At 61.4% G+C, this 17,781-nt stretch carries 17 protein-coding genes; 5 read left to right on the top strand and 12 right to left on the bottom strand.

Annotation, left to right across the window (positions count from 1 at the left end; all coding sequences use genetic code 11):
* Positions 1–7: 7 nt before the first annotated feature.
* Genes TL5118_RS11910 through TL5118_RS11900 form a run of 3 tightly spaced genes read right to left on the bottom strand, consistent with a single transcriptional unit; the run spans position 8 to position 2,891 of the window.
* Entirely contained in the window at positions 8–1,033 is a 1,026-nt protein-coding gene (locus TL5118_RS11910) for a YcjF family protein (protein WP_058242182.1), read from the bottom strand.
* Positions 1,030–1,476, bottom strand: a complete 447-nt coding sequence (locus tag TL5118_RS11905; protein ID WP_058242183.1) for a GNAT family N-acetyltransferase — start codon at positions 1,474–1,476, stop codon at positions 1,030–1,032. Before TL5118_RS11905 ends, TL5118_RS11910 begins: the two co-directional genes overlap by 4 nt.
* Positions 1,473–2,891 (bottom strand): YcjX family GTP-binding protein, encoded by a 1,419-nt coding sequence (locus TL5118_RS11900; RefSeq protein ID WP_058242184.1) that lies wholly within the window; start codon positions 2,889–2,891, stop codon positions 1,473–1,475. Before TL5118_RS11900 ends, TL5118_RS11905 begins: the two co-directional genes overlap by 4 nt.
* A gap of 147 nt (positions 2,892–3,038) precedes the next feature.
* On the opposite strand from TL5118_RS11900, the gene truA reads away from it, so the two are divergent.
* On the top strand, positions 3,039–3,815 hold the full coding sequence (truA, locus tag TL5118_RS11895; protein WP_058242185.1) for a tRNA pseudouridine(38-40) synthase TruA: 777 nt from the start codon (positions 3,039–3,041) through the stop codon (positions 3,813–3,815).
* Positions 3,816–3,911: 96 nt separating this feature from the next.
* Here the strand turns inward: truA and TL5118_RS11890 are convergent, their stop codons facing one another.
* Positions 3,912–4,676 carry a LamB/YcsF family protein gene (locus TL5118_RS11890; RefSeq protein ID WP_058242186.1) on the bottom strand — a complete coding sequence of 255 codons (765 nt, stop codon included), beginning with the start codon at positions 4,674–4,676 and terminating at the stop codon, positions 3,912–3,914.
* A gap of 105 nt (positions 4,677–4,781) precedes the next feature.
* Positions 4,782–6,044, bottom strand: a complete 1,263-nt coding sequence (locus TL5118_RS11885; protein WP_058242187.1) for an NAD(P)/FAD-dependent oxidoreductase — start codon at positions 6,042–6,044, stop codon at positions 4,782–4,784.
* 592 nt (positions 6,045–6,636) lie between these two features.
* Here TL5118_RS11885 and purU point away from each other — a divergent pair.
* Together purU and TL5118_RS11875 are read left to right on the top strand one after the other, a co-directional pair.
* Complete coding sequence (gene purU, locus TL5118_RS11880) at positions 6,637–7,521, top strand: formyltetrahydrofolate deformylase (RefSeq protein ID WP_058242188.1); 885 nt, start codon at positions 6,637–6,639, stop codon at positions 7,519–7,521.
* Positions 7,522–7,605: 84 nt separating this feature from the next.
* Positions 7,606–7,896: a Dabb family protein gene (locus tag TL5118_RS11875; RefSeq protein ID WP_058242189.1), complete on the top strand. Its 291-nt coding sequence runs from the start codon at positions 7,606–7,608 to the stop codon at positions 7,894–7,896.
* A 20-nt stretch (positions 7,897–7,916) separates the two neighbouring features.
* On the opposite strand, the gene TL5118_RS11870 is transcribed toward TL5118_RS11875, so the two are convergent.
* From TL5118_RS11870 to TL5118_RS11840, 7 genes are all read right to left on the bottom strand, one after another.
* Positions 7,917–8,471 (bottom strand): AAA family ATPase, encoded by a 555-nt coding sequence (locus TL5118_RS11870; protein WP_058242190.1) that lies wholly within the window; start codon positions 8,469–8,471, stop codon positions 7,917–7,919.
* Between the two features lie 187 nt (positions 8,472–8,658).
* Complete coding sequence (locus TL5118_RS11865) at positions 8,659–9,825, bottom strand: ABC transporter substrate-binding protein (protein WP_058242191.1); 1,167 nt, start codon at positions 9,823–9,825, stop codon at positions 8,659–8,661.
* A gap of 57 nt (positions 9,826–9,882) precedes the next feature.
* Positions 9,883–11,724: an AMP-dependent synthetase/ligase gene (locus tag TL5118_RS11860; RefSeq protein ID WP_058242192.1), complete on the bottom strand. Its 1,842-nt coding sequence runs from the start codon at positions 11,722–11,724 to the stop codon at positions 9,883–9,885.
* The gene (locus TL5118_RS11855; protein WP_058242193.1) at positions 11,715–12,479 is read right to left on the bottom strand and encodes an ABC transporter ATP-binding protein; all 765 of its coding nucleotides are present in this window, start codon (positions 12,477–12,479) and stop codon (positions 11,715–11,717) included. Before TL5118_RS11855 ends, TL5118_RS11860 begins: the two co-directional genes overlap by 10 nt.
* Positions 12,476–13,255 carry an ABC transporter ATP-binding protein gene (locus TL5118_RS11850; protein ID WP_058242194.1) on the bottom strand — a complete coding sequence of 260 codons (780 nt, stop codon included), beginning with the start codon at positions 13,253–13,255 and terminating at the stop codon, positions 12,476–12,478. Before TL5118_RS11850 ends, TL5118_RS11855 begins: the two co-directional genes overlap by 4 nt.
* Positions 13,252–14,349 (bottom strand): branched-chain amino acid ABC transporter permease, encoded by a 1,098-nt coding sequence (locus tag TL5118_RS11845; protein WP_058242195.1) that lies wholly within the window; start codon positions 14,347–14,349, stop codon positions 13,252–13,254. Before TL5118_RS11845 ends, TL5118_RS11850 begins: the two co-directional genes overlap by 4 nt.
* 3 nt (positions 14,350–14,352) lie before the next feature.
* Positions 14,353–15,228: a branched-chain amino acid ABC transporter permease gene (locus tag TL5118_RS11840; RefSeq protein ID WP_058242196.1), complete on the bottom strand. Its 876-nt coding sequence runs from the start codon at positions 15,226–15,228 to the stop codon at positions 14,353–14,355.
* 334 nt (positions 15,229–15,562) lie between these two features.
* Between TL5118_RS11840 and TL5118_RS11835 the strand changes: the two genes are divergently transcribed.
* On the top strand, positions 15,563–16,714 hold the full coding sequence (locus tag TL5118_RS11835; protein ID WP_058242197.1) for a CaiB/BaiF CoA transferase family protein: 1,152 nt from the start codon (positions 15,563–15,565) through the stop codon (positions 16,712–16,714).
* An 11-nt stretch (positions 16,715–16,725) separates the two neighbouring features.
* Positions 16,726–17,730: an NAD(P)H-dependent flavin oxidoreductase gene (locus tag TL5118_RS11830; protein WP_058242198.1), complete on the top strand. Its 1,005-nt coding sequence runs from the start codon at positions 16,726–16,728 to the stop codon at positions 17,728–17,730.
* Positions 17,731–17,781: the final 51 nt, after the last annotated feature.

Below are 17,781 nucleotides of genomic sequence, written 5' to 3'. Positions count from 1 at the left end.
CGCCAGATCAGGCGTTGCCCCGTCCGGTGAACAAACCGCCCAAAGCCGCGCCCACCATTGCGCTGACAGAGGGGCGTTTGCGCCTTGCATAGGGCAGCGGCCGGCACACCTCCATCGCAGCGACGCCCACCCGCACGGTCAGCGCGCCGTTCACCACCCCTTCGCCGAAGCGGCGTGACAGTTTCGACAGCAGACCGCCGCCAGCCAATGAGCCGAGGAGGTCATCGCCAATCGCCACCGCGCCGGTAGCCACAAGATGCGCCATCACCGCTGAAAACAGTCGCCAGCTGCCTAAGGCACCAGACCGGCCGCCGTAGATTTCGGCCACCCGGCGGATCATCCGCAGGTTCGCGGTCAGCGCGGTCAACACGTCCGCCAGCGCCAGCGGCACCAGCGCGGTCACGGTCGCCACCTGTCGGGCAGCGGCCTGCACCTCGGCTTCAGCCAGCTTGTCCAGCGGGGCCAGCAACTCCTGCTCGGCCAATCCCAGCAGCGCATCGGCGTCCATCTGTTCGCCGCGCCGTTCGTCAAAACGGCCCCGCGCCCAATCCAGATCCTGTCGCCGCTGGTATAGCCGCATCAGGGATTTGCTGACCTTCTGCGCCTTGGCCAGATCCGCCTCAGCCAGCGCCTCTTCCGCGCTGCGCTGCAACGCCTCAACCCGTCCCAGCCGCGCCAGCGCGGCCAGTTCACCAATCACGGCCAAAGCAACGGCCAGCACCAAGGCCACCCCAAGGACACCAACAGCGTAACCCAAAACGGGCACCCGACCGATCAGGCTGACCACCGCGTCCCATGCCGCCAGAGCCGCCAAAGCGCTGAGGAAGGACACCAGCAGCGCCAGGATCCAACGCCCCAGCCGTGACGGTTTGCGCCCTGCCCAGGTGGCCGCCATCTGCAGACCGGTTTGGGCACTGTCTGCAGGCAGACCGATGTCCGGCACCGGCGGCGCCGCCTCGGGGCCGGTCACGTCCGGGGCTTCGTCCAGATCGATCAGAATCGGGCCTTTTGCCTGTTTGGGACTGTCACTCATGCTGCCACACCTCTTTGCCAACGCAGCCGCACATCCGGCAGCCCCTCTTCGTTGCGCGCCCCGTCCGAACGTGCCACTTCCTGAAACCCTTCGCGGATATAAAACCGCCGGGCGTCTTCATTTGCCTCAAAGGCCCAAAGCTCCAACACTGAGGATTGCGCTTTCGCTTCCTCCAGCAGCTGGACCCCGATCCCCTGCCCTTGCGCATCTGGCGACAGATACAGCGAACAGATCTCAGCACCGTCGCGCGCGATAAAGCCGATCACCGTCTCACGTTCCGCCACCCGCACCCAGCCGCGATCGATCATGACGCCGGCAAAGCTGATGGTTTCCGCCTCAGAATAGAGCTTCGGCATCCACACCGTATCGCGGTTGAAGCCGTGCAGGATGGCGCCCACCGCACCGGCGTCCAGCGGCGTGGCTGCGCGCAGGGTCAAAGTCATAGCTTATCCCCGATCAGGAACTGCGCCGCACGGTCCAGCCGAATATGCGGCGGTCCTTCGCCGGGACGCAGAGACAAGGGGGCCGGGGCAAACCGCATCACGGCATAATCCTGGTCCAACCAGCGCTCCGCCCCTTGTCGTGCTGGTGACAACAGATGCGCCGGATCCGCTGGCAGCTCTCCGGGGTAAAAGGCGGCGCGTTTGCCGCTGTCCAGCAACAGGCCGCGCACGCAGTCCACCTCTTGCCCGTGATGGGTCAGGCTGGCCTCGGTCGTGGTCCGCAGCGAGGCTAGGGCCAGCGCATGGGTCTGCGCCCCGGCGAAATCCGCGCGATCCTTAGCCTCCCGCAGCAGGGCCTGCAGAATGGCAGACAGACGCGGGTGCTGCGAATGGTGCAGATGGTCGGATTTCGTGGCCGCGAAGAGGATTTTTTCCACCCGCTTGCCGCCCAAAAGCCGGGTCAAAAACGCATTGCGACCGGGACGAAACGCACCAAGGATATCCGCCATCGACTGGCGCAGATCCTCCAACGCGGGGGGACCATTGTGAATGGCCCCCAGCGCATCAACCAACACCACCTGCCGGTCAATCCGAGCAAAGTGATCGCGGAAAAACGGCTTCACCACCTTTGATTTATAGGCCTCATAGCGGCGCGCCATTTCCCGGCGCAGGGTGCCGCGCGCGGGCCGCCCATCGATAACCGGCAGGGGCGCAAAACTCAGCACCGGGGATCCCGCCAGATCGCCGGGCAGCAGGAAACGACCGGGGGTGCAATCGGAATAGCCCGCCAGCCGCGCGGCCTGCAGGTAGTCGGTGAAATGCCCCGCCAGCGCTTTGGCCGCACCCTCCTCAAAGGGGGCCTCGGCGTCCACGTCCTCCATCGCCGCCAGATAAGCGGTCGCCTCATCGCGCCCGGCCAGCCGGGTCAGCACATGGCTGCACCAGTCCTCATAGCTTTTGTCCAGCAGGGCCAGATCCAACAGCCATTCGCCGGGGTAGTCGACAATATCCAGATGCACCGTCCGCGCCGCCCGCATCCCGGCCAGCATGCCGGTTGGGCGCACCTTCAGCGACAGGCGCAATTCGCTGACACCACGGGTGTTGTCGGGCCAATGCGGGGTGGGTCCGGTCAGCACGGCCAGGTTTTCCTCATAGGCAAAGCGGGCCACGGTATCATCCGGCTGGGGCTGCAGATAGGCGGCCTCAATCCGGCCATCGGCGGCGGCCACCAGTTGCGGCATACGCCCCCGGTCCAGCAGGTTTGCGACCAAAGAGGTGATGAACACCGTCTTGCCGGACCGTGCCAGCCCCGTCACACCCAGACGGATCACCGGTTCAAACAGCGCCTCATTGACGCTGTCGCCCACCGCTTCGACCTGACGGGTCACCGCATCTGCAATGGAGGTAATGACCAAACCCCGAAATCCCTTCAACAAATCCCTTGTTCCGCCCCAAGATAGGCACCTCCAAGGCGATGTAAAAGCGTTGAACATTTATATGGTGCAAAATAGCTGGAAAACCTCACCCTTCCAAAGAGGCTGATTTTCCGCTATCGCCCCGCCATGCCTAGATTTGCGCTTCTTGTTGAATACCATGGTGCCCCTTTTGCCGGTTGGCAACGACAGGCCGATCAGCCCTCTGTGCAGGGGGCGATTGAGGCGGCTTTGGCCAAGTTGGAACCGGGCGAGCATACCATTGCCGCCGCCGGGCGCACCGATGCCGGTGTGCATGCGTTGGCGCAGGTGGCCCATTGCGACCTCAGCAAAGACTGGGACCCGTTCCGCCTGTCCGAGGCGCTGAACTATCACCTGAAACCCGCCCCCGTCGCAATCACCCGGGCAGCGCGGGTTGAAGATGACTGGCACGCCCGGTTTTCCGCCCATGAGCGGCGCTATACCTTCCGCCTGTTGATGCGGCGCGCGCCCGCCACCCATGACGCCGGGCTGGTCTGGCAGGTGTCTCATCAGTTGGATGCCGCAGCGATGCGCGAAGCTGCGCAGCACCTGATTGGGCTGCATGATTTCACCACTTTCCGTTCCTCGATCTGTCAGGCGGCCAGCCCGGTCAAAACGCTGGATGAGTTGACCATCACCGAGGTTGACGGCTGGTCCGGGCCCGAGCTGCGCTTCTTCCTGCGCGCCCGCAGCTTCCTGCACAATCAGGTGCGCAGCTTTGTTGGCACGTTGGAACGGGTCGGCGCCGGTGCTTGGGAACCGGAGCGCGTGCGTGATGCGTTGGAAGCGGCTGATCGATCTGCCTGCGGGCCGGTCTGCCCGCCCCAAGGTCTGTATCTGGCCGGAGTCGGCTATCAGGATGATCCCTTCCAGGCGCAAAAATAATCCCCGCCAGCGCAAGCGACAGGCGGGGATTTGAGTATTTTTGGAACATTGAAAGGGGCGCGGCGGCTGCGCCCAGCGTGCCCGGTGTGCCGCGGGTCATGTGCGAAAGGTTTTCACCTCAATCCCGTCGCCTTCCAGCGCGCTGCGAACCGAACGGGCGATCTCCACTGCTTCCGGCGTGTCGCCGTGCAGACAGATGGTATCGATCTGGGTTTCGATATGTTTGCCGCTTTCGGTGATGATCGCGCCCGCCTTAACCATTTCAGCGATCCGCGGGCCAGCGATGGCCGCATCATGGATAACGGCGCCGGGTTTGGAGCGATCCACCAGCGTGGCGTCATCGTTATAAGCCCGGTCGGCAAAAATCTCACCCACAAAAGTGGCACCCAGCTCTTCCACCGCGCGCTGCTGGGCGGTGGCGGCCAGCACCATGATGATGATCTCAGGCGCAACCGACAGCGCTGCCTCATAACAGGCACGCGCCATGTCCTGATTTTCCGAACACATATTGGCCAGCGCGCCATGCAGTTTCAGATGCCGCACTTCGCCGCCTGCAGCCCGCGCCATCGCCTGGGCCGCGCCCACCTGATAGCGCACCTGATTGGCCAGTGACGGCAGCGGCACCTGCATCCGGTAACGGCCAAAGCCACGCAGGTCGTCAAAACCCGGGTGCGCGCCGATGCCGACGTTGTTGTCCACCGCCACTTTCATGGTCTTCAGCATCACATCCGGGTCACCTGCGTGAAAGCCACAGGCCACATTGGCTGAGGTCACAATGCCCAGAAGCGCAGAATCATCGCCCAGATTCCACGCGCCAAAGCTTTCGCCCATATCGGCGTTAAGATCGACTGACAGGCCCATGTGCCCCTCCATTTGCGTCATAGCGTTGCCGCCTGTTGTGACAGGGATCTGCGGGCCTTGCAATCGGCGCGACGCTCACGGTTTTGCGGGCTGCCGCTGGCGCTGTTAGACGCCGCGAAACCGGTCCAGCCGGTAGGGTGTCATATCCAGGTTGATGCGTTGACCCGCCATCATCTGCGCCAGCAACCGGCCGGTCTTTGACCCGCCCGTCAGACCCACGTGCTGATGGCCCAGCCCCATGTAGACCCCTTTGATATCTGCCACCTCGTCGATGATCGGGACCGAGTCGCTAAGCGTCGGGCGGAATCCCATCCATTCCGTGGTCTCCTCCCAGGTGAGGTCCGGCATCACCTTGGCCAGATGGCTGCGCAACAGGTTGATCGGCGCCTTTGATGGTCCAGCCTTCAACCCGCCCAACTCGACTATTCCGGCCAGACGCAACCGCCCCTCCATCGGGGTCATCACGAAAGATCCGGATGAGACCATGGCGGGCGTTTTCGGCATCTTTGACGGGTTCCACAGCTCCACATGATAGCCGCGTTCGGTTTCCAACGGCAGCCGCAGCCCCAGCGCACGGCCCAAGGCACCGGACCAAGCGCCCGCCGTCACCACCGCTGTGTCACAGGCCAGGGTCTCGCCCCCGACCCGAACGCCGGTCACGCGGCCGTTTTCATGCGCGATGTCGCTGACCTCGCCAATAACCAATTGCCCGCCCGAGGCGACCACGTGATCCGCCAGTGCCGTGACATAGGCGCCGGGATCGCTGATCCGGCCGTGATCCGGCACCGCAGCCGCAAAACCGATCTGATCGGAAAAGGCGGGATCCTTCGCCTTCAGCGCCGCGCCCTCATATTCAGTGGGCTGGAACCCCAGCGATTTTTTGATCTGCCAGGAATACTGCGCCGCCTCATAGCTGGCGCGGGAGCCGTAAAGGTAAAGGTATTCCGTGGGCACGATGTATTTTTCGGCCTTAGTGCCCGCCGCCAGTGCCTGGTGATCGGCCAGACTGTCGCCGATGATCGGAAACAGCGCATCTGCCGCTGCGCGGGTTTTGGCATCAGTGGCATGGGACATGAAACGCATCAGCCAGGGCAACATTCGCGGCAGGTAGGACCAGCGTAGGAACAACGGGCTTTGCGGGTTCAGGATCATACCCGGTGCCTTCACCCAAAGATCCGGCGTGGTTACCGGCACCACCGCCGAGGAGGCCAGCAGCCCCGCATTGCCATAAGACGCGCCCGCCGCCGGGCCTTCGCGATCGACAAGGATCACATCATGGCCATCCCGTTGCGCCCAGATCGCGGTGGAGACACCCAGGATCCCTGCCCCAATCACCACAACTGTTTTGCGCGCTGGCTGCTCTGTCATTGCTCCGCCCCTCTGCTCACGTCACCCGGTATTGAACCGGTCCCTTAACCGGGCACCTTAGCGGTTGTTGCGCGACAGGGAAGACCGCTGGACTACCGCATTTTCCGCAGTCACTGAAATTACGGAAACGCACCTACACCCAACTGCTTTTCTCCACTACCAACGCCTTTGAAGAAAAATTATCCACACATCCAAAGGTTGGCACAACAGTTGCACAAATCACGGCATAGCAATGATGCCCGGCGCGGGCGTTTGGGGGCTTTCCCCGACAACTCTCCTACTTCTGAACGGGAGAGCCCGCCGCCCGCACCGCATCTGCGCTTGCATCGTTCTGGGGTGCAAACTTGCGTAACCTCCTCGGTTCTGGCCTGCAACAATGGGGCCGAGGAGGTTACAGCTCTTTTCCAGCCACGCTGCGCAGAGCCTATGTTCACAAAACGCCCCGATATTGATCAGCTGTGCCGCATCGGAACCATGTGTTCTGATCCGCAGCCAAATCCGCCGCGAATTTGCGGCGAATGTCGCATTTCGCCAATTGCTGCCCCGCCGGTCACAAGGAATATCGCGCCAAACTGATCTGACGGAGCGCCCAATGACCACCCTCGCCCTTACTGTGCAATGCCCTTCCACCCGCGGCATCGTTGCTGCCATCGCCAATTTTCTGGCCGATCAGGGCTGCAACCTGACAGACAGCGCCCAATTTGATGATGCGGAAACCGGCAATTTCTTTATGCGCGTGAGTTTCCGCTCAGAAACCGGGGCCGACCGCACCGCACTGGAGGCAGCCTTTGCCGAGGTGGCGGGCCGTTTTGACATGACGTTTGCCTTCCATGATGAGACCGAGAAGATGAAAGTTGTCTTGATGGTCTCCCGCTTTGGGCATTGTCTGAACGATCTGCTCTACCGCTGGCGCATCGGCGCGCTGCCGATTGACATCGTGGCGGTGATCTCAAATCACATGGATTATCAGAAGGTTGTCGTAAACCACGACATTCCGTTCCATTGTATCAAAGTGACCAAAGCCAATAAGGCCGAGGCCGAAGCCGCGCAAATGGCGATCATCGAAGAGAGCGGCGCGGAGCTGGTGGTGCTGGCGCGCTACATGCAGGTGCTGTCTGATGAAATGTGCCAGAAAATGTCCGGCCGGATCATCAATATTCACCATTCCTTCCTGCCCTCCTTCAAAGGTGCAAACCCGTACAAACAGGCGTTTGAGCGCGGTGTGAAACTCATCGGGGCAACCTCTCACTATGTGACGGCCGATCTGGATGAAGGCCCGATCATCGAACAGGACATCATCCGCGTCACCCACGCCCAAAGCGCTGAGGATTACGTCAGTCTGGGCCGCGACGTTGAGGCGCAGGTGCTGGCCCGCGCCATCCACGCCCATATCCATCATCGCGTTTTTCTCAATGGAAACAAAACCGTAGTCTTCCCTGCCAGCCCTGGCAGCCACGCCTCGGAACGTATGGGATAATTGGCACTGTCGATTGAACCTACCCTTGCTGTGCGCCACATCGCCAGCAAGGGAGATCTGTTTTTAATCGGCAGGAGTGTAGCCATGCTACGTCACATCGTCTTTTTCACCGCCCGCGATCCCAAAGACCGCGACAGGATCTATGACGGTCTGTCCCTGCTGACCCAGAGCCGCCATGCCCGCCATTTCGAAATCGGCCGCAACCTGAAGTCTGACCCGATCCACGGTGCGGCGCCTGATTTTGTTGTCTATGGCGAATTTGAAGACGAGGCTCAGCTGGCCGCCTTCAAGGCAGATCCGCTGTATCAGCAATCCATCGATGTGGTCAGGCCCCTACGGGATCTGCGGATGGCGGCGGATTTCCTCAGTCACTAGGCGCAGGTCCGCCCGAAGGCTCAGGCATAAGTCCGCCGGATCGCCTTATGTGCCATCACCTGATCCACCAGCCGCAGCAACGGCAGCGTTCCCCCCATCCGTAGCACCGGCGTGGTCTGACGGTCTAGCCAAGCTTCCTGACGGTACATGTTGCGCCCGGCAAAGTCCGGATCATCATAGCGCGCGGCCCAGGAAATCAGCCGTTCATGGCTGCGATGCATGTCGCCGCCGGGCAGGATGCGCCGGCCATAATCGTGGCGTTCACGGCGCAGCAGCCGGTCAATGCGGATCGGCGTGGGCACCATGAGGAAGACAAAGAGATCGGCCTCTTCAATCAGGTCTTCGCCCCAGCCTTCCAGGCAGCCACTCATGACCCAACCGCCCGTGCCACGTTGGTCCAGCAGGCAGCTGCGCCGCGCTGGTTTTGGTCGCCTTGTCACAAAGGGCGGCTCGTCTTCACACCAATAGCTGTCATCAACATCCGCATGGGATACATGCAGCCGCTGCGCCAGAGCGCGGCCAAGGCTGCTGACACCGGTGCCGGCCGCACCGGTTATATAAATCCGACGCGTCATAGCTCCTCCCGTCCAGTGATAAGTGTGCGGCATGCAAGTCGCCACATCAATGATTCTATTATTAAGGAAATGTTAATCCCCCAACTTCCGCATGAGTTGCGCACCCCGGTTGCTGCCGGGACTGACACAGCGACAAAAAAGAGGCGCGTCACAGCGCCTCTTCTTCGGTCAGGTTGTAAACTGGTGCTCAGTCGAGCGTCTTCAACAGTTTCCAGGATCCATTTTCCACGGCCGAGACAAAAACACTGCGCCCCGCCACGTGATTGTCAGCGCTCAGTGCCACCGGGTAGCCCGAAATCTCATCCTGGAAGGACAGCCCCTCCATCGCGGCGATGAACCCTTCGCGGGTCAGATCCGGACCAGCCGCTTCCAGCCCGCGCACCAGCAATTCCGCACCGGATCGGCCCAGCAATGCGCCTGTGCCGGGGAATTTTTCACCGGTCGCTTCTGTATAGGCTTTGACCCAGCCGCCCACCGCAGGCTCTGCCAACCGGGCCTCAAGATCCTGCCAGCCGGCCCCTGCATAAACGCCCCCCATGACGCCCTGCGCCGCCAGCCCTTTGGCCACAACTGTGTGGAATCCAGCTGATGAGAGCACAAATTTCACGTCACTCATGCCCAGCTTATTGGCCGTTGCGATCACGTTGATGGTCTGGCTGACCCCCAGCGCTAAGCCAACGGTGTCACAGCCGCCGTCCTTGATTTTACCCAAGGCGCCGGAGAAATCGGTTTCATCAGGTTTGTGTTTGGTTTCAACGCCATAACTCTTACCCGCAGCCGCAGCGCCATCTTTCAACCCGGCCTGAATCTCAACCCCAAAATCGGTTGGCAGGAACATCAGACAGAAGGTCGACGACCCCTGTTCCGCTGCCATATATTCGGTCGTTGCCTTCACCCCGTCGTAGTAGGAGGCATTGCCGGCAAACTTCCACGGCGCGGGCGGATCGACCATCTGGCGTGCGGCGGTCAGCGGGCTGATATTGGGCACGCCCTTGGGCCCCATCAGTTTGAACATCGCCAGATTATGCGGTGTTCCGAGGCTCAGCAGCATGGCAAACACCTGATCGCGGTTGACCAGCTTATTGGCCGCCTGCACCGCTTTGGGCACCTGATAGCCGTGATCTTCGACGATATAGGTGATCTTGCGGCCATGCACACCGCCGGCAGCGTTGACCTCATCAAAATAGAGCTGCGCCGCCTTCACCGCCGGGACAGAAAAGGGCGCGAAAATACCAGAGAGATCATGCGCCCCGCCAATCTTGATCTCATCCTCTGAGACACCGCTTTCAGCCTGCGCGCCACCGGACGCCACCGCCAAGGCCGCCGCTGCGGCCAGTGCTTTCCACATCTTCATGATCTTCCTCCCTTTGGTGCCGCCGGTTGCATCAGCCCGGAAAGGCCTGTGGCGGTCTCAGTACATGCTGTCGATCAACGCCGCATGGCGCTGGTTTACGTAGTTCCTCTTCAATTTCATGGTTGGGGTCAGTTCCTCATCCTCTGCGGTCAGCAGAATATCGATGAGGCGGAAATCCTTGATCTGTTCGACCTGCGCAAATTCGCCGTTCACCTGGCGCACCAGATCACCGATGAGCGCCACCACCTCCGGCGCGCGGGTGAGCGAGGCGAAATCGGAAAACGGGATCTGGCGTTCCTGCGCAAAACGTTCAACGTTTTCCTGATCGATCATGATCAGGCAGGTTAGATATTTGCGCCGATCGCCGATCACCACCGCGTCCGAAACATAGGGTGAAAATTTCAGCCGGCTCTCGATCTCGGCCGGGGTGATGTTCTTGCCGCCCGCGGTGATGATGATGTCTTTTAAGCGGCCGGTAATGATCAGCCGCCCCTGATTGTTGACCCGCCCCATATCGCCGGTGCGCAGCCAGCCGTCTTCGCTAAAGGTTTCGGCGGTTTTGCCCGGCTTGTTCCAATAGCCGCCAAAGATGGCCGGGCCGTGCAGCTGGATCTCACCATTTTCTGCAATGCGCACCTGCAACCCCGGCAACGGCGCACCGACGGTGCCCATGTGGTTGTCATCCACCGTATTGACCGAGGCAACGCCTGCAGTTTCGGTCATCCCAAAGCCTTCGCACAGGTTCACCCCAATGGCGCTGAACCAGCGCAGCAACTCGGGGCTGATCGGCGCGGCCCCGGTGGCGCAACGCCGGGTGCGGGCCAAACCGATCAGATCCCGCAGATTACGCAAAACCAGCAGATCGGCCAGCGCCAGATTGATCCGAGCCAAGGGGCCAAAGGCGCGATCCTCTTGATCCGCCTCAACTTTCGCCATGCCTGCCGCAACCGCCCAGTCAAAGGCCATCCGCCCCAGCCAGCCGGCCTCGCCCCGCATGATGGCAAGGCGGGAATAGATCTTTTCCCAGATCCGCGGCACCCCGGTGAAGGTATGCGGCGACACCTCACGCAGGTTATCAAAGACGGTTTCGGGGCTTTCGGCAAAGTTCACCTTACAGCCCACAAGAATCGGCAACTCGACCGAGATCAGACGTTCCAGCACGTGACACAGGGGCAGGAAACACAGCAGCTCATCGGTGGGTTCAAACCGCAGGGTGGTGCGGCTGGCGTTCATCTGAAACAGGATATTGCGGTGGGTGATGATCGCCCCTTTCGGCGGCCCGGTGGTGCCAGAGGTGTAGATCAGCATGCGCGGATCCTCTGGTTTCACCTGCTGCAGAGCCGCATCAAACCGTTTCGGATCCGCCGTGGCCTGTGCAACGCCCAGCGCCAGAAAATCATCCCAGAACATCACCTGAGGATCGGAAAACGCGGCCAGCCCATCGCGATCAAACACGATGACCTTTGCCACATCCGGCATCTGGTCGCGTGCCTCCAGAAACTTATCCAGCTGTTCGTCGTTTTCCACAAACAGGAAGCGCGCCCCGGAATCCGTCATCAGATACGCCAATTGGCTGGCACTGTCGGTGGTGTAAACGCCCGATGGCACCCCGCCCATCGCCGCAATTCCCAGATCACAGTACAGCCATTCGCGCCGGTCCTCGCTGAGTATCTGCACCACCTCACCGCGTTTGAAGCCCAGCGCCTCAAGCGCCAGCCCGACGGCCCGCGCGCCCTTAAAATAGTCGCGCCAACTGTAGGCCTGCCAGATGCCCAGCGTCTTTTCGCGGTGGGCAATCTGATCCCCTAGCGCCGCACAGCGTTTCGCCCAAAGCGCCACAACCGTATCGCACCCCTCAACGGTGATGGGGGCCTGCATCTCTGTCCCGGTCATCGCCATGTCTTGCGCCTCTTCCAGCGTTTTTCGCCCCGTTGGCTGGCATCCTGTTTGCCCAGATAGAACTCCTGAATATCTTCCGAGGCTTTCAGCGCCGCGCAGCTGTCAGCCATGACAATCCGCCCCATTTCAAGGACATAACCGTAATGCGCGGTGTTCAACGCCACATGGGCGTTCTGTTCCACCAGCAGCATGGTCACCCCTTGCTCGGCGTTGAGGCGTTTGATGATGGCAAAGATTTCCTGCGTCAGCAGCGGCGACAGGCCAAGGCTGGGTTCATCCAGCAACATCAGCTTGGGCCGCGCCATCAGGCCCCGCCCAATCGCCAGCATCTGCTGCTGCCCACCCGACAGGAAGCCGGCGGATTGCGCGCGGCGTTCTTTCAGGATGGGGAAGTAGCTGTAGACCAGCTCAATATCCTCGGCCACGCCGCCGCCTTTGCGGGCATAGGCCCCCAGCCGCAGGTTTTCTTCGACGCTGAGGTAGGGGAACACCTCGCGCCCCTCGGGCACATGGGCCAGCCCCTGCGCAACCACCTTATCCGGCTCCATCCCGTTCAGGCGCGTGCCGTTGAAATCAATTGTGCCCTTTTCCGCGTCCATCAACCCCGAGATGGTTTTCATCAGCGTTGTCTTGCCCGCGCCATTGGCGCCCAGAATGGTGACGATCTGCCCCTCCGGCACATCAATCGACACCCCGCGCAGCGCCATGATGGCCCCGTAGAAGCTTTCGACATTGCGCAGCTCCAACAGGGTCATGCCACATCCTCCGCCGTTGCGGTGCCCAGATAGGCCGCCTGCACCTCTGGATCGCTCTGCACCTCAGCTGGACTGCCCAGTGCCAGTGGTTTGCCATTGGCCACCGCCAACACCCGGTCACTGACCTGTGTCACCAGCCGCATGTCATGTTCCACCATCAAGACGCTCAGCCCCATGTCGCGGCGCATGTCCTCAATCCAATAGGCCACATCCTGACTTTCCTCGACCGACAGGCCCGAGGCAGGTTCATCCAGCAGGATCATTTTGGGCCCCATCGACAGGGCGCGGCCGATCTCCACCACTTTGCGCACGCCGTAGGGCAGGCCAGCGATCATCTTGTCGCGGTAGGCTTCCAGCTCCAAAAACTCCATCACCTCCTCGACCTTCTGGCGATGCGCGCGCTCTTCGGCCCGGACCTTGGGCAGGAACAACAGATCCTGCACCCAATGGGTGGCGCGATGGCGGTGACGGCCCATCAACAGGTTGTCCAGCACGGTGGAATGATCAAACAGTTCAATGTTCTGGAAGGTTCGGGCAATGCCCAGATCCGCCACCTGATGCGGTGCCAGCGCCGTCAGCTCCGCCCCATCAAAACGGATCTTGCCGCGCGTCGGCTCATAAAACCGCGAGATCAGGTTGAAGATCGTCGATTTCCCCGCGCCATTGGGGCCGATGATCGAAAACACCTCGCCCTCCTCAACGTGGAAGGAAACGCCATCAACCGCCTTCACCCCGCCGAAATGCACGGCCAGATCTGTAACCTCCAACAGGCTCATCGCATCCGCTCCGTCTTGAGGTAGGTTTTCTGGCGGCGGAACATTTCGCGGCGGGCCAGCGGGAACAGCTGCACATAGGCGCGGAACTTCAGCCAGCGCCCATAAAGCCCGGTCGGCTCATAGATGATGAAGCCCACCAGAATGACCGAGAAGATCAGCGTATCCAGCCCCGGCACCGCCCCCAGATCAATCCCGACCGAGGCATTAAGCCCATCGCGCAGGATCGCAATCAGCTGCGGCACCGCAGTGATCAGCACCGCACCAAAGAAGGCACCTTGGATAAAGCCAAGCCCCCCAATGGTGACCACCAGCAGCAGGTTGATGGAGATGAAGATGGAAAACAGCTCATAGTTAAAGAAGGCGATGTAATGACCCATCAACGCTCCAGCCAGCCCGGTCACCCCGCAGGACAGACCAAAGGCCAGCGCCTTGGTCCGGGTCACGTTGATGCCCAGCGCCCGCGCCGACACCTCACTGTCGCGCACCGCCAGGAAGCTGCGCCCGGTTGGGCTGCGCAGGATATTGGCATAGCCCCAGGTGACCAGCGCCACGATGGCCAGCACAAGCCAGTAGAAATTGCTGAGGCTGGCGTAGCGATCGAAATCAATGCCAAACAGCGTGATGGAAGGCGCAAACATCCCCCCGACCCCGCCGGTTAGCGGTTCAAGGATGATGATCATTTCTTCAATGATGACAAACAGCGCCAATGTGGCAATCGCCAGATAGATCCCGGACATGCGCACCGCCGGGATCGCCACCAGCGCGCCGAAACAGCCCGCCGCCAGTCCCGCCAGTGGAAAGGCGATAATCCAGGGCACCCCTGCGGTCATCAGCCCGGCGTCCACATAGGCGCCGATTGCCATGAAGCCTGCGTGGCCCAGCGACACCTGCCCGGAATGGCCCACCAGCACCATCAGCCCCATGCCCGCCAAGGCCCAGATCAATGTGTTGGTCGCCTCCGCCAGATAATATTCGCCAACCAGAAACGGCAGCAGGCCCATCACCACCAGCAACACAGCGATTTTACCGCGCTCCCACCAATCGGGATGCAGGTCGATGTCCTTGTCATAGCTTGTTTTAAACACCACCCGCATCGCTCAGACCTTCTTGGCATGGATCTGTGCAAACAGGCCGCCTGGGCGGGTTGTCAGCACGATCAACATCAGGATGTAAGGGCTCATTTGGCTGAAACCCGATGGCAGGTAACGGGCCGCAACAGGTTCGACCACACCGATCAGCAGGCCGCCCAGCAACGCACCCGGCAGGCTGCCAAAGCCGCCAATAACCGCAGCGGCAAAGGCCTTGATCCCCAAAAGGCCGATATTGGGATCAATCGCCCCTTTGGCGGCATAAAGAACCCCGGCAATGGTCGCGACGATGCCAGATAGCCCCCAGATCAGCGAATTGATCCGCCGCACCGGAACGCCGACGATATAGGCCGCCATCTGGTTCTGAGATGCGGCCTGTGCCGCCAGCCCCAGTTTGGTGCGGCTGAAGAATGCCCAGAGACCCAGCGTCAGGACAGCGGTGACACATATTGTCAAAATGTCTTCGTATCCCAACACCAATCCGCCAAGCGACAGGTGTTTGCCGGCAAATGGCGTTTCCAGAACCAGCGGGGTGAAGCCCCAGATCGCCCCGGCCACAAACCGCAGGACGAAGCCCAAAGCGATGGTCAGGATCACCAGCGCAAACTGCGGCTGGCCAAAGATCCGGCGCACCACAAAGCGGTCAATCCCGTAGCCGACACCGCCCATGATGACGCAGGCCAGCACAATGCCCAGAATGAAAGGCAGCGCCCAATAGTCCCGGTTCACCAGCCCCAGCGCCACAAAGGCGCCCAGCATCATCATGTCGCCCTGGGCAAAGTTCACGCCTTCGCTGGCTTTGTAGATCAGCACAAACCCCAGCGCGACCAGCCCGTAGATGCAGCCCGAGGCCACCCCACCGATCAACAGCTGGATCAGCTCCATGATGCGGCCCTTTCAGGTGCATCAGAAAAGGCACAGCCCCAGTGATGATCCTGGGGGTAAGGCGCGGCAAAACAGGAAGCGCCAGATTGGAAATTGCAAACGTATTGAGGGAACTGCGCAAAGGCAGCTCCACGTAAAAGTGCCTTCATTCAGTCTCCTCCCCAGACCTTATGAACGCCGAATACCCTCAGCAAAGCACGCGGTTTTGCCCCCTGTCAACGCTTCTATGAGCACAAATATCAGGCGTTTCGACCCAAGGTCATTTCCGAAACCGCTTGACCCCTGCAGCCGGGAAAGATCAGAAATTAACGTAGTTTAGGGGGAGGTAAAGCAGATGTCGGATCCAAAAACGGCCAAACGCGGCGGGCCTTTGGCGGGGCTGCGGGTGGTGGAAATGCAGGGCCTTGGCCCCTGTCCGCTGGCCGGCCAGTTTCTGGCAGATATGGGGGCGGAGGTCACATTGATCACCCGCGCCTCGGGACCGGCAGATGCCACCGATATCAACAACCGCGGCAAGGCCTCCATCGCGCTTAACCTCAAGCATCCTGAGGGGCTGAAGGCCGCAAAAGCTCTGATCGCGCGGTCCGATGTACTGATCGAAGGATTTCGCCCCGGCGTCATGGAACGCATGGGGCTTGGCCCCGCAGACTGCCACGCCGAAAACCCGGGCCTTGTCTACGGTCGTATGACCGGCTGGGGGCAGGATGGTCCGATGTCACAAATGGCCGGGCATGATATCAACTATCTGGGCCTGACCGGCGTGCTGAACGCCATTGGCACCGCGGATCAGCCACCGATCCCGCCGCTCAACATCGCGGCGGACTACGGTGGCGGCACCATGTTCTTGCTGTTTGGTGTCCTGTCTGCGCTGTTTGAGCGCCAGACCTCAGGCAAAGGTCAGGTTGTTGATGCTGCGATGGTTGATGGTGTGCCTGCGATGATGGCGCTGATGCATTCCATGATCGCACGAGGACGTTGGGGCGAAGACCGGCAGAGCAATTGGCTGGACGGCGGCGCCCCGTTTTATCGCAGCTACGAATGTGCCGATGGCAACCACATCGCCGTGGGCCCGCTGGAACCGCAGTTTTTTGCCCTGCTGGTCGAAAAGGCCGGCCTGCCCGAGGCCCATCGCAGCGATCAAAACGATCCAACCACCTGGGCGGAGCGCCGCGCCGACTACGCCGAGGTATTCCGCCAGAAAACCCGCGCCGAATGGGAAGCGATTTTTGACGGAACCGACGGCTGCGTCACCCCGGTGCTGCGCTGGTCAGAGGCGCCTGAGCATCCCCACATGAAAGCGCGCGGAACCTATGTGGAGGTCGCAGGCGTCAGCCAGGCCAGCCCCGCACCGCGCTTTGATCGCACGCCAGCCGATGTGCCAGCCCCGCCCCCCGCGCCCGGCGCGCAGACCGAAGACGTGCTGCGCGACCTGGGCTATGATGACACACAGCTGGCGGCCCTCAGGGCTGACGGCGTCCTGACCTGAGGAGAGCGGCCATGGCCCTACCCCCGATTTTGCAAAACCTACGCCTGCCGTTGATCGGCAGCCCTTTGTTCATCATTTCAAACCCGGATCTGGTCATCGCCCAGTGCAAGGCGGGAATAGTCGGCTCTTTCCCGGCGCTCAATGCCCGCGAAGCCGAAGGTGAACCGATCGAACTGGAACGCTGGCTGATCCGCATCACCGAAGAGCTGGACCGCCACAATCAGGCCAACCCCGATCAGCCCGCTGCGCCGTTTGCGGTGAATCAGATCGTGCATCGTTCCAACGGACGGTTGGAGCGCGACCTGGAGATCTGCGTGAAACACAAAGTGCCGATTTGGATCACCTCGCTCGGTGCGCGGGTTGAGGTCAATGAGGCCGCGCATTCTGTTGGCGGCATCACCCTGCATGACGTGATCGACAACCGCTTTGCCAAAAAGGCGATTGAGAAAGGCGCCGATGGGCTGATCGCCGTGGCCGCGGGCGCCGGTGGCCATGCTGGCAGCCTGTCGCCGCTGGCGTTGATCCAGGAAATCCGCAGCTGGTTTGACGGCCCGCTGTTCCTGTCGGGTGCCATTGCCAAAGGGGATTCAATCCTTGCCGCGCAGGCGATGGGTGCGGATGGCGGCTACATGGGTTCGGCCTTTATCGCCACCGAGGAAGCCAATGCAGATCAGCGCTACAAAGAGATGATCACCGAAAGCGGTGCCTCGGACATTGTCTATTCCAACCTGTTCACCGGGGTTTGGGGCAACTACCTGAAGCCATCGATCGCAGCCGCGGGCATGGACCCGGAGGCGCTGGAACGTTCGGACCCATCGGCGATGAACTTTGGCGAGGGTCGCGAAAAGCCGAAAAGCTGGAAAGAGATCTGGGGTTCGGGCCAAGGGATCGGCGCGGTGCAGGATGTGGTGCCGGCGGCAGCGCTGATCGACCGCGTGGCCCGCGAATATGAGGCGGCGGTGAAACGGCTGCAGGCGCAGACCGCGCCGCATCTGTGGCACCCTGACGGCGCGTGATTCTCAGGCCGTGATGTAAATTCCGGGTGGCGACCATAGGGGGCGCCACCC

This window comes from Thalassovita autumnalis (genome assembly GCF_001458255.1).
Lineage (GTDB): Bacteria > Pseudomonadota > Alphaproteobacteria > Rhodobacterales > Rhodobacteraceae > Thalassobius > Thalassobius autumnalis.
Note: the sequence above shows the minus strand (reverse complement) of the source record. Positions and strands in the feature narration are given on the sequence as shown.

Bases quoted from the DNA above. Each gene is read 5' to 3' on its own strand.
- TL5118_RS11835 (WP_058242197.1), top strand. From the start codon at position 15,563: ATGTCGGATCCAAAAACGGCCAAACGCGGCGGGCCTTTGGCGGGGCTG.
- TL5118_RS11870 (WP_058242190.1), bottom strand. From the start codon at position 8,471: ATGACGCGTCGGATTTATATAACCGGTGCGGCCGGCACCGGTGTCAGC.
- TL5118_RS11855 (WP_058242193.1), bottom strand. From the start codon at position 12,479: ATGACCCTGTTGGAGCTGCGCAATGTCGAAAGCTTCTACGGGGCCATC.
- TL5118_RS11845 (WP_058242195.1), bottom strand. From the start codon at position 14,349: ATGCGGGTGGTGTTTAAAACAAGCTATGACAAGGACATCGACCTGCAT.
- TL5118_RS11910 (WP_058242182.1), bottom strand. From the start codon at position 1,033: ATGAGTGACAGTCCCAAACAGGCAAAAGGCCCGATTCTGATCGATCTG.
- TL5118_RS11860 (WP_058242192.1), bottom strand. From the start codon at position 11,724: ATGGCGATGACCGGGACAGAGATGCAGGCCCCCATCACCGTTGAGGGG.
- TL5118_RS11865 (WP_058242191.1), bottom strand. From the start codon at position 9,825: ATGAAGATGTGGAAAGCACTGGCCGCAGCGGCGGCCTTGGCGGTGGCG.
- TL5118_RS11875 (WP_058242189.1), top strand. From the start codon at position 7,606: ATGCTACGTCACATCGTCTTTTTCACCGCCCGCGATCCCAAAGACCGC.
- TL5118_RS11905 (WP_058242183.1), bottom strand. From the start codon at position 1,476: ATGACTTTGACCCTGCGCGCAGCCACGCCGCTGGACGCCGGTGCGGTG.
- TL5118_RS11840 (WP_058242196.1), bottom strand. From the start codon at position 15,228: ATGGAGCTGATCCAGCTGTTGATCGGTGGGGTGGCCTCGGGCTGCATC.
- truA (WP_058242185.1), top strand. From the start codon at position 3,039: ATGCCTAGATTTGCGCTTCTTGTTGAATACCATGGTGCCCCTTTTGCC.
- purU (WP_058242188.1), top strand. From the start codon at position 6,637: ATGACCACCCTCGCCCTTACTGTGCAATGCCCTTCCACCCGCGGCATC.
- TL5118_RS11890 (WP_058242186.1), bottom strand. From the start codon at position 4,676: ATGGGCCTGTCAGTCGATCTTAACGCCGATATGGGCGAAAGCTTTGGC.
- TL5118_RS11850 (WP_058242194.1), bottom strand. From the start codon at position 13,255: ATGAGCCTGTTGGAGGTTACAGATCTGGCCGTGCATTTCGGCGGGGTG.
- TL5118_RS11830 (WP_058242198.1), top strand. From the start codon at position 16,726: ATGGCCCTACCCCCGATTTTGCAAAACCTACGCCTGCCGTTGATCGGC.
- TL5118_RS11885 (WP_058242187.1), bottom strand. From the start codon at position 6,044: ATGACAGAGCAGCCAGCGCGCAAAACAGTTGTGGTGATTGGGGCAGGG.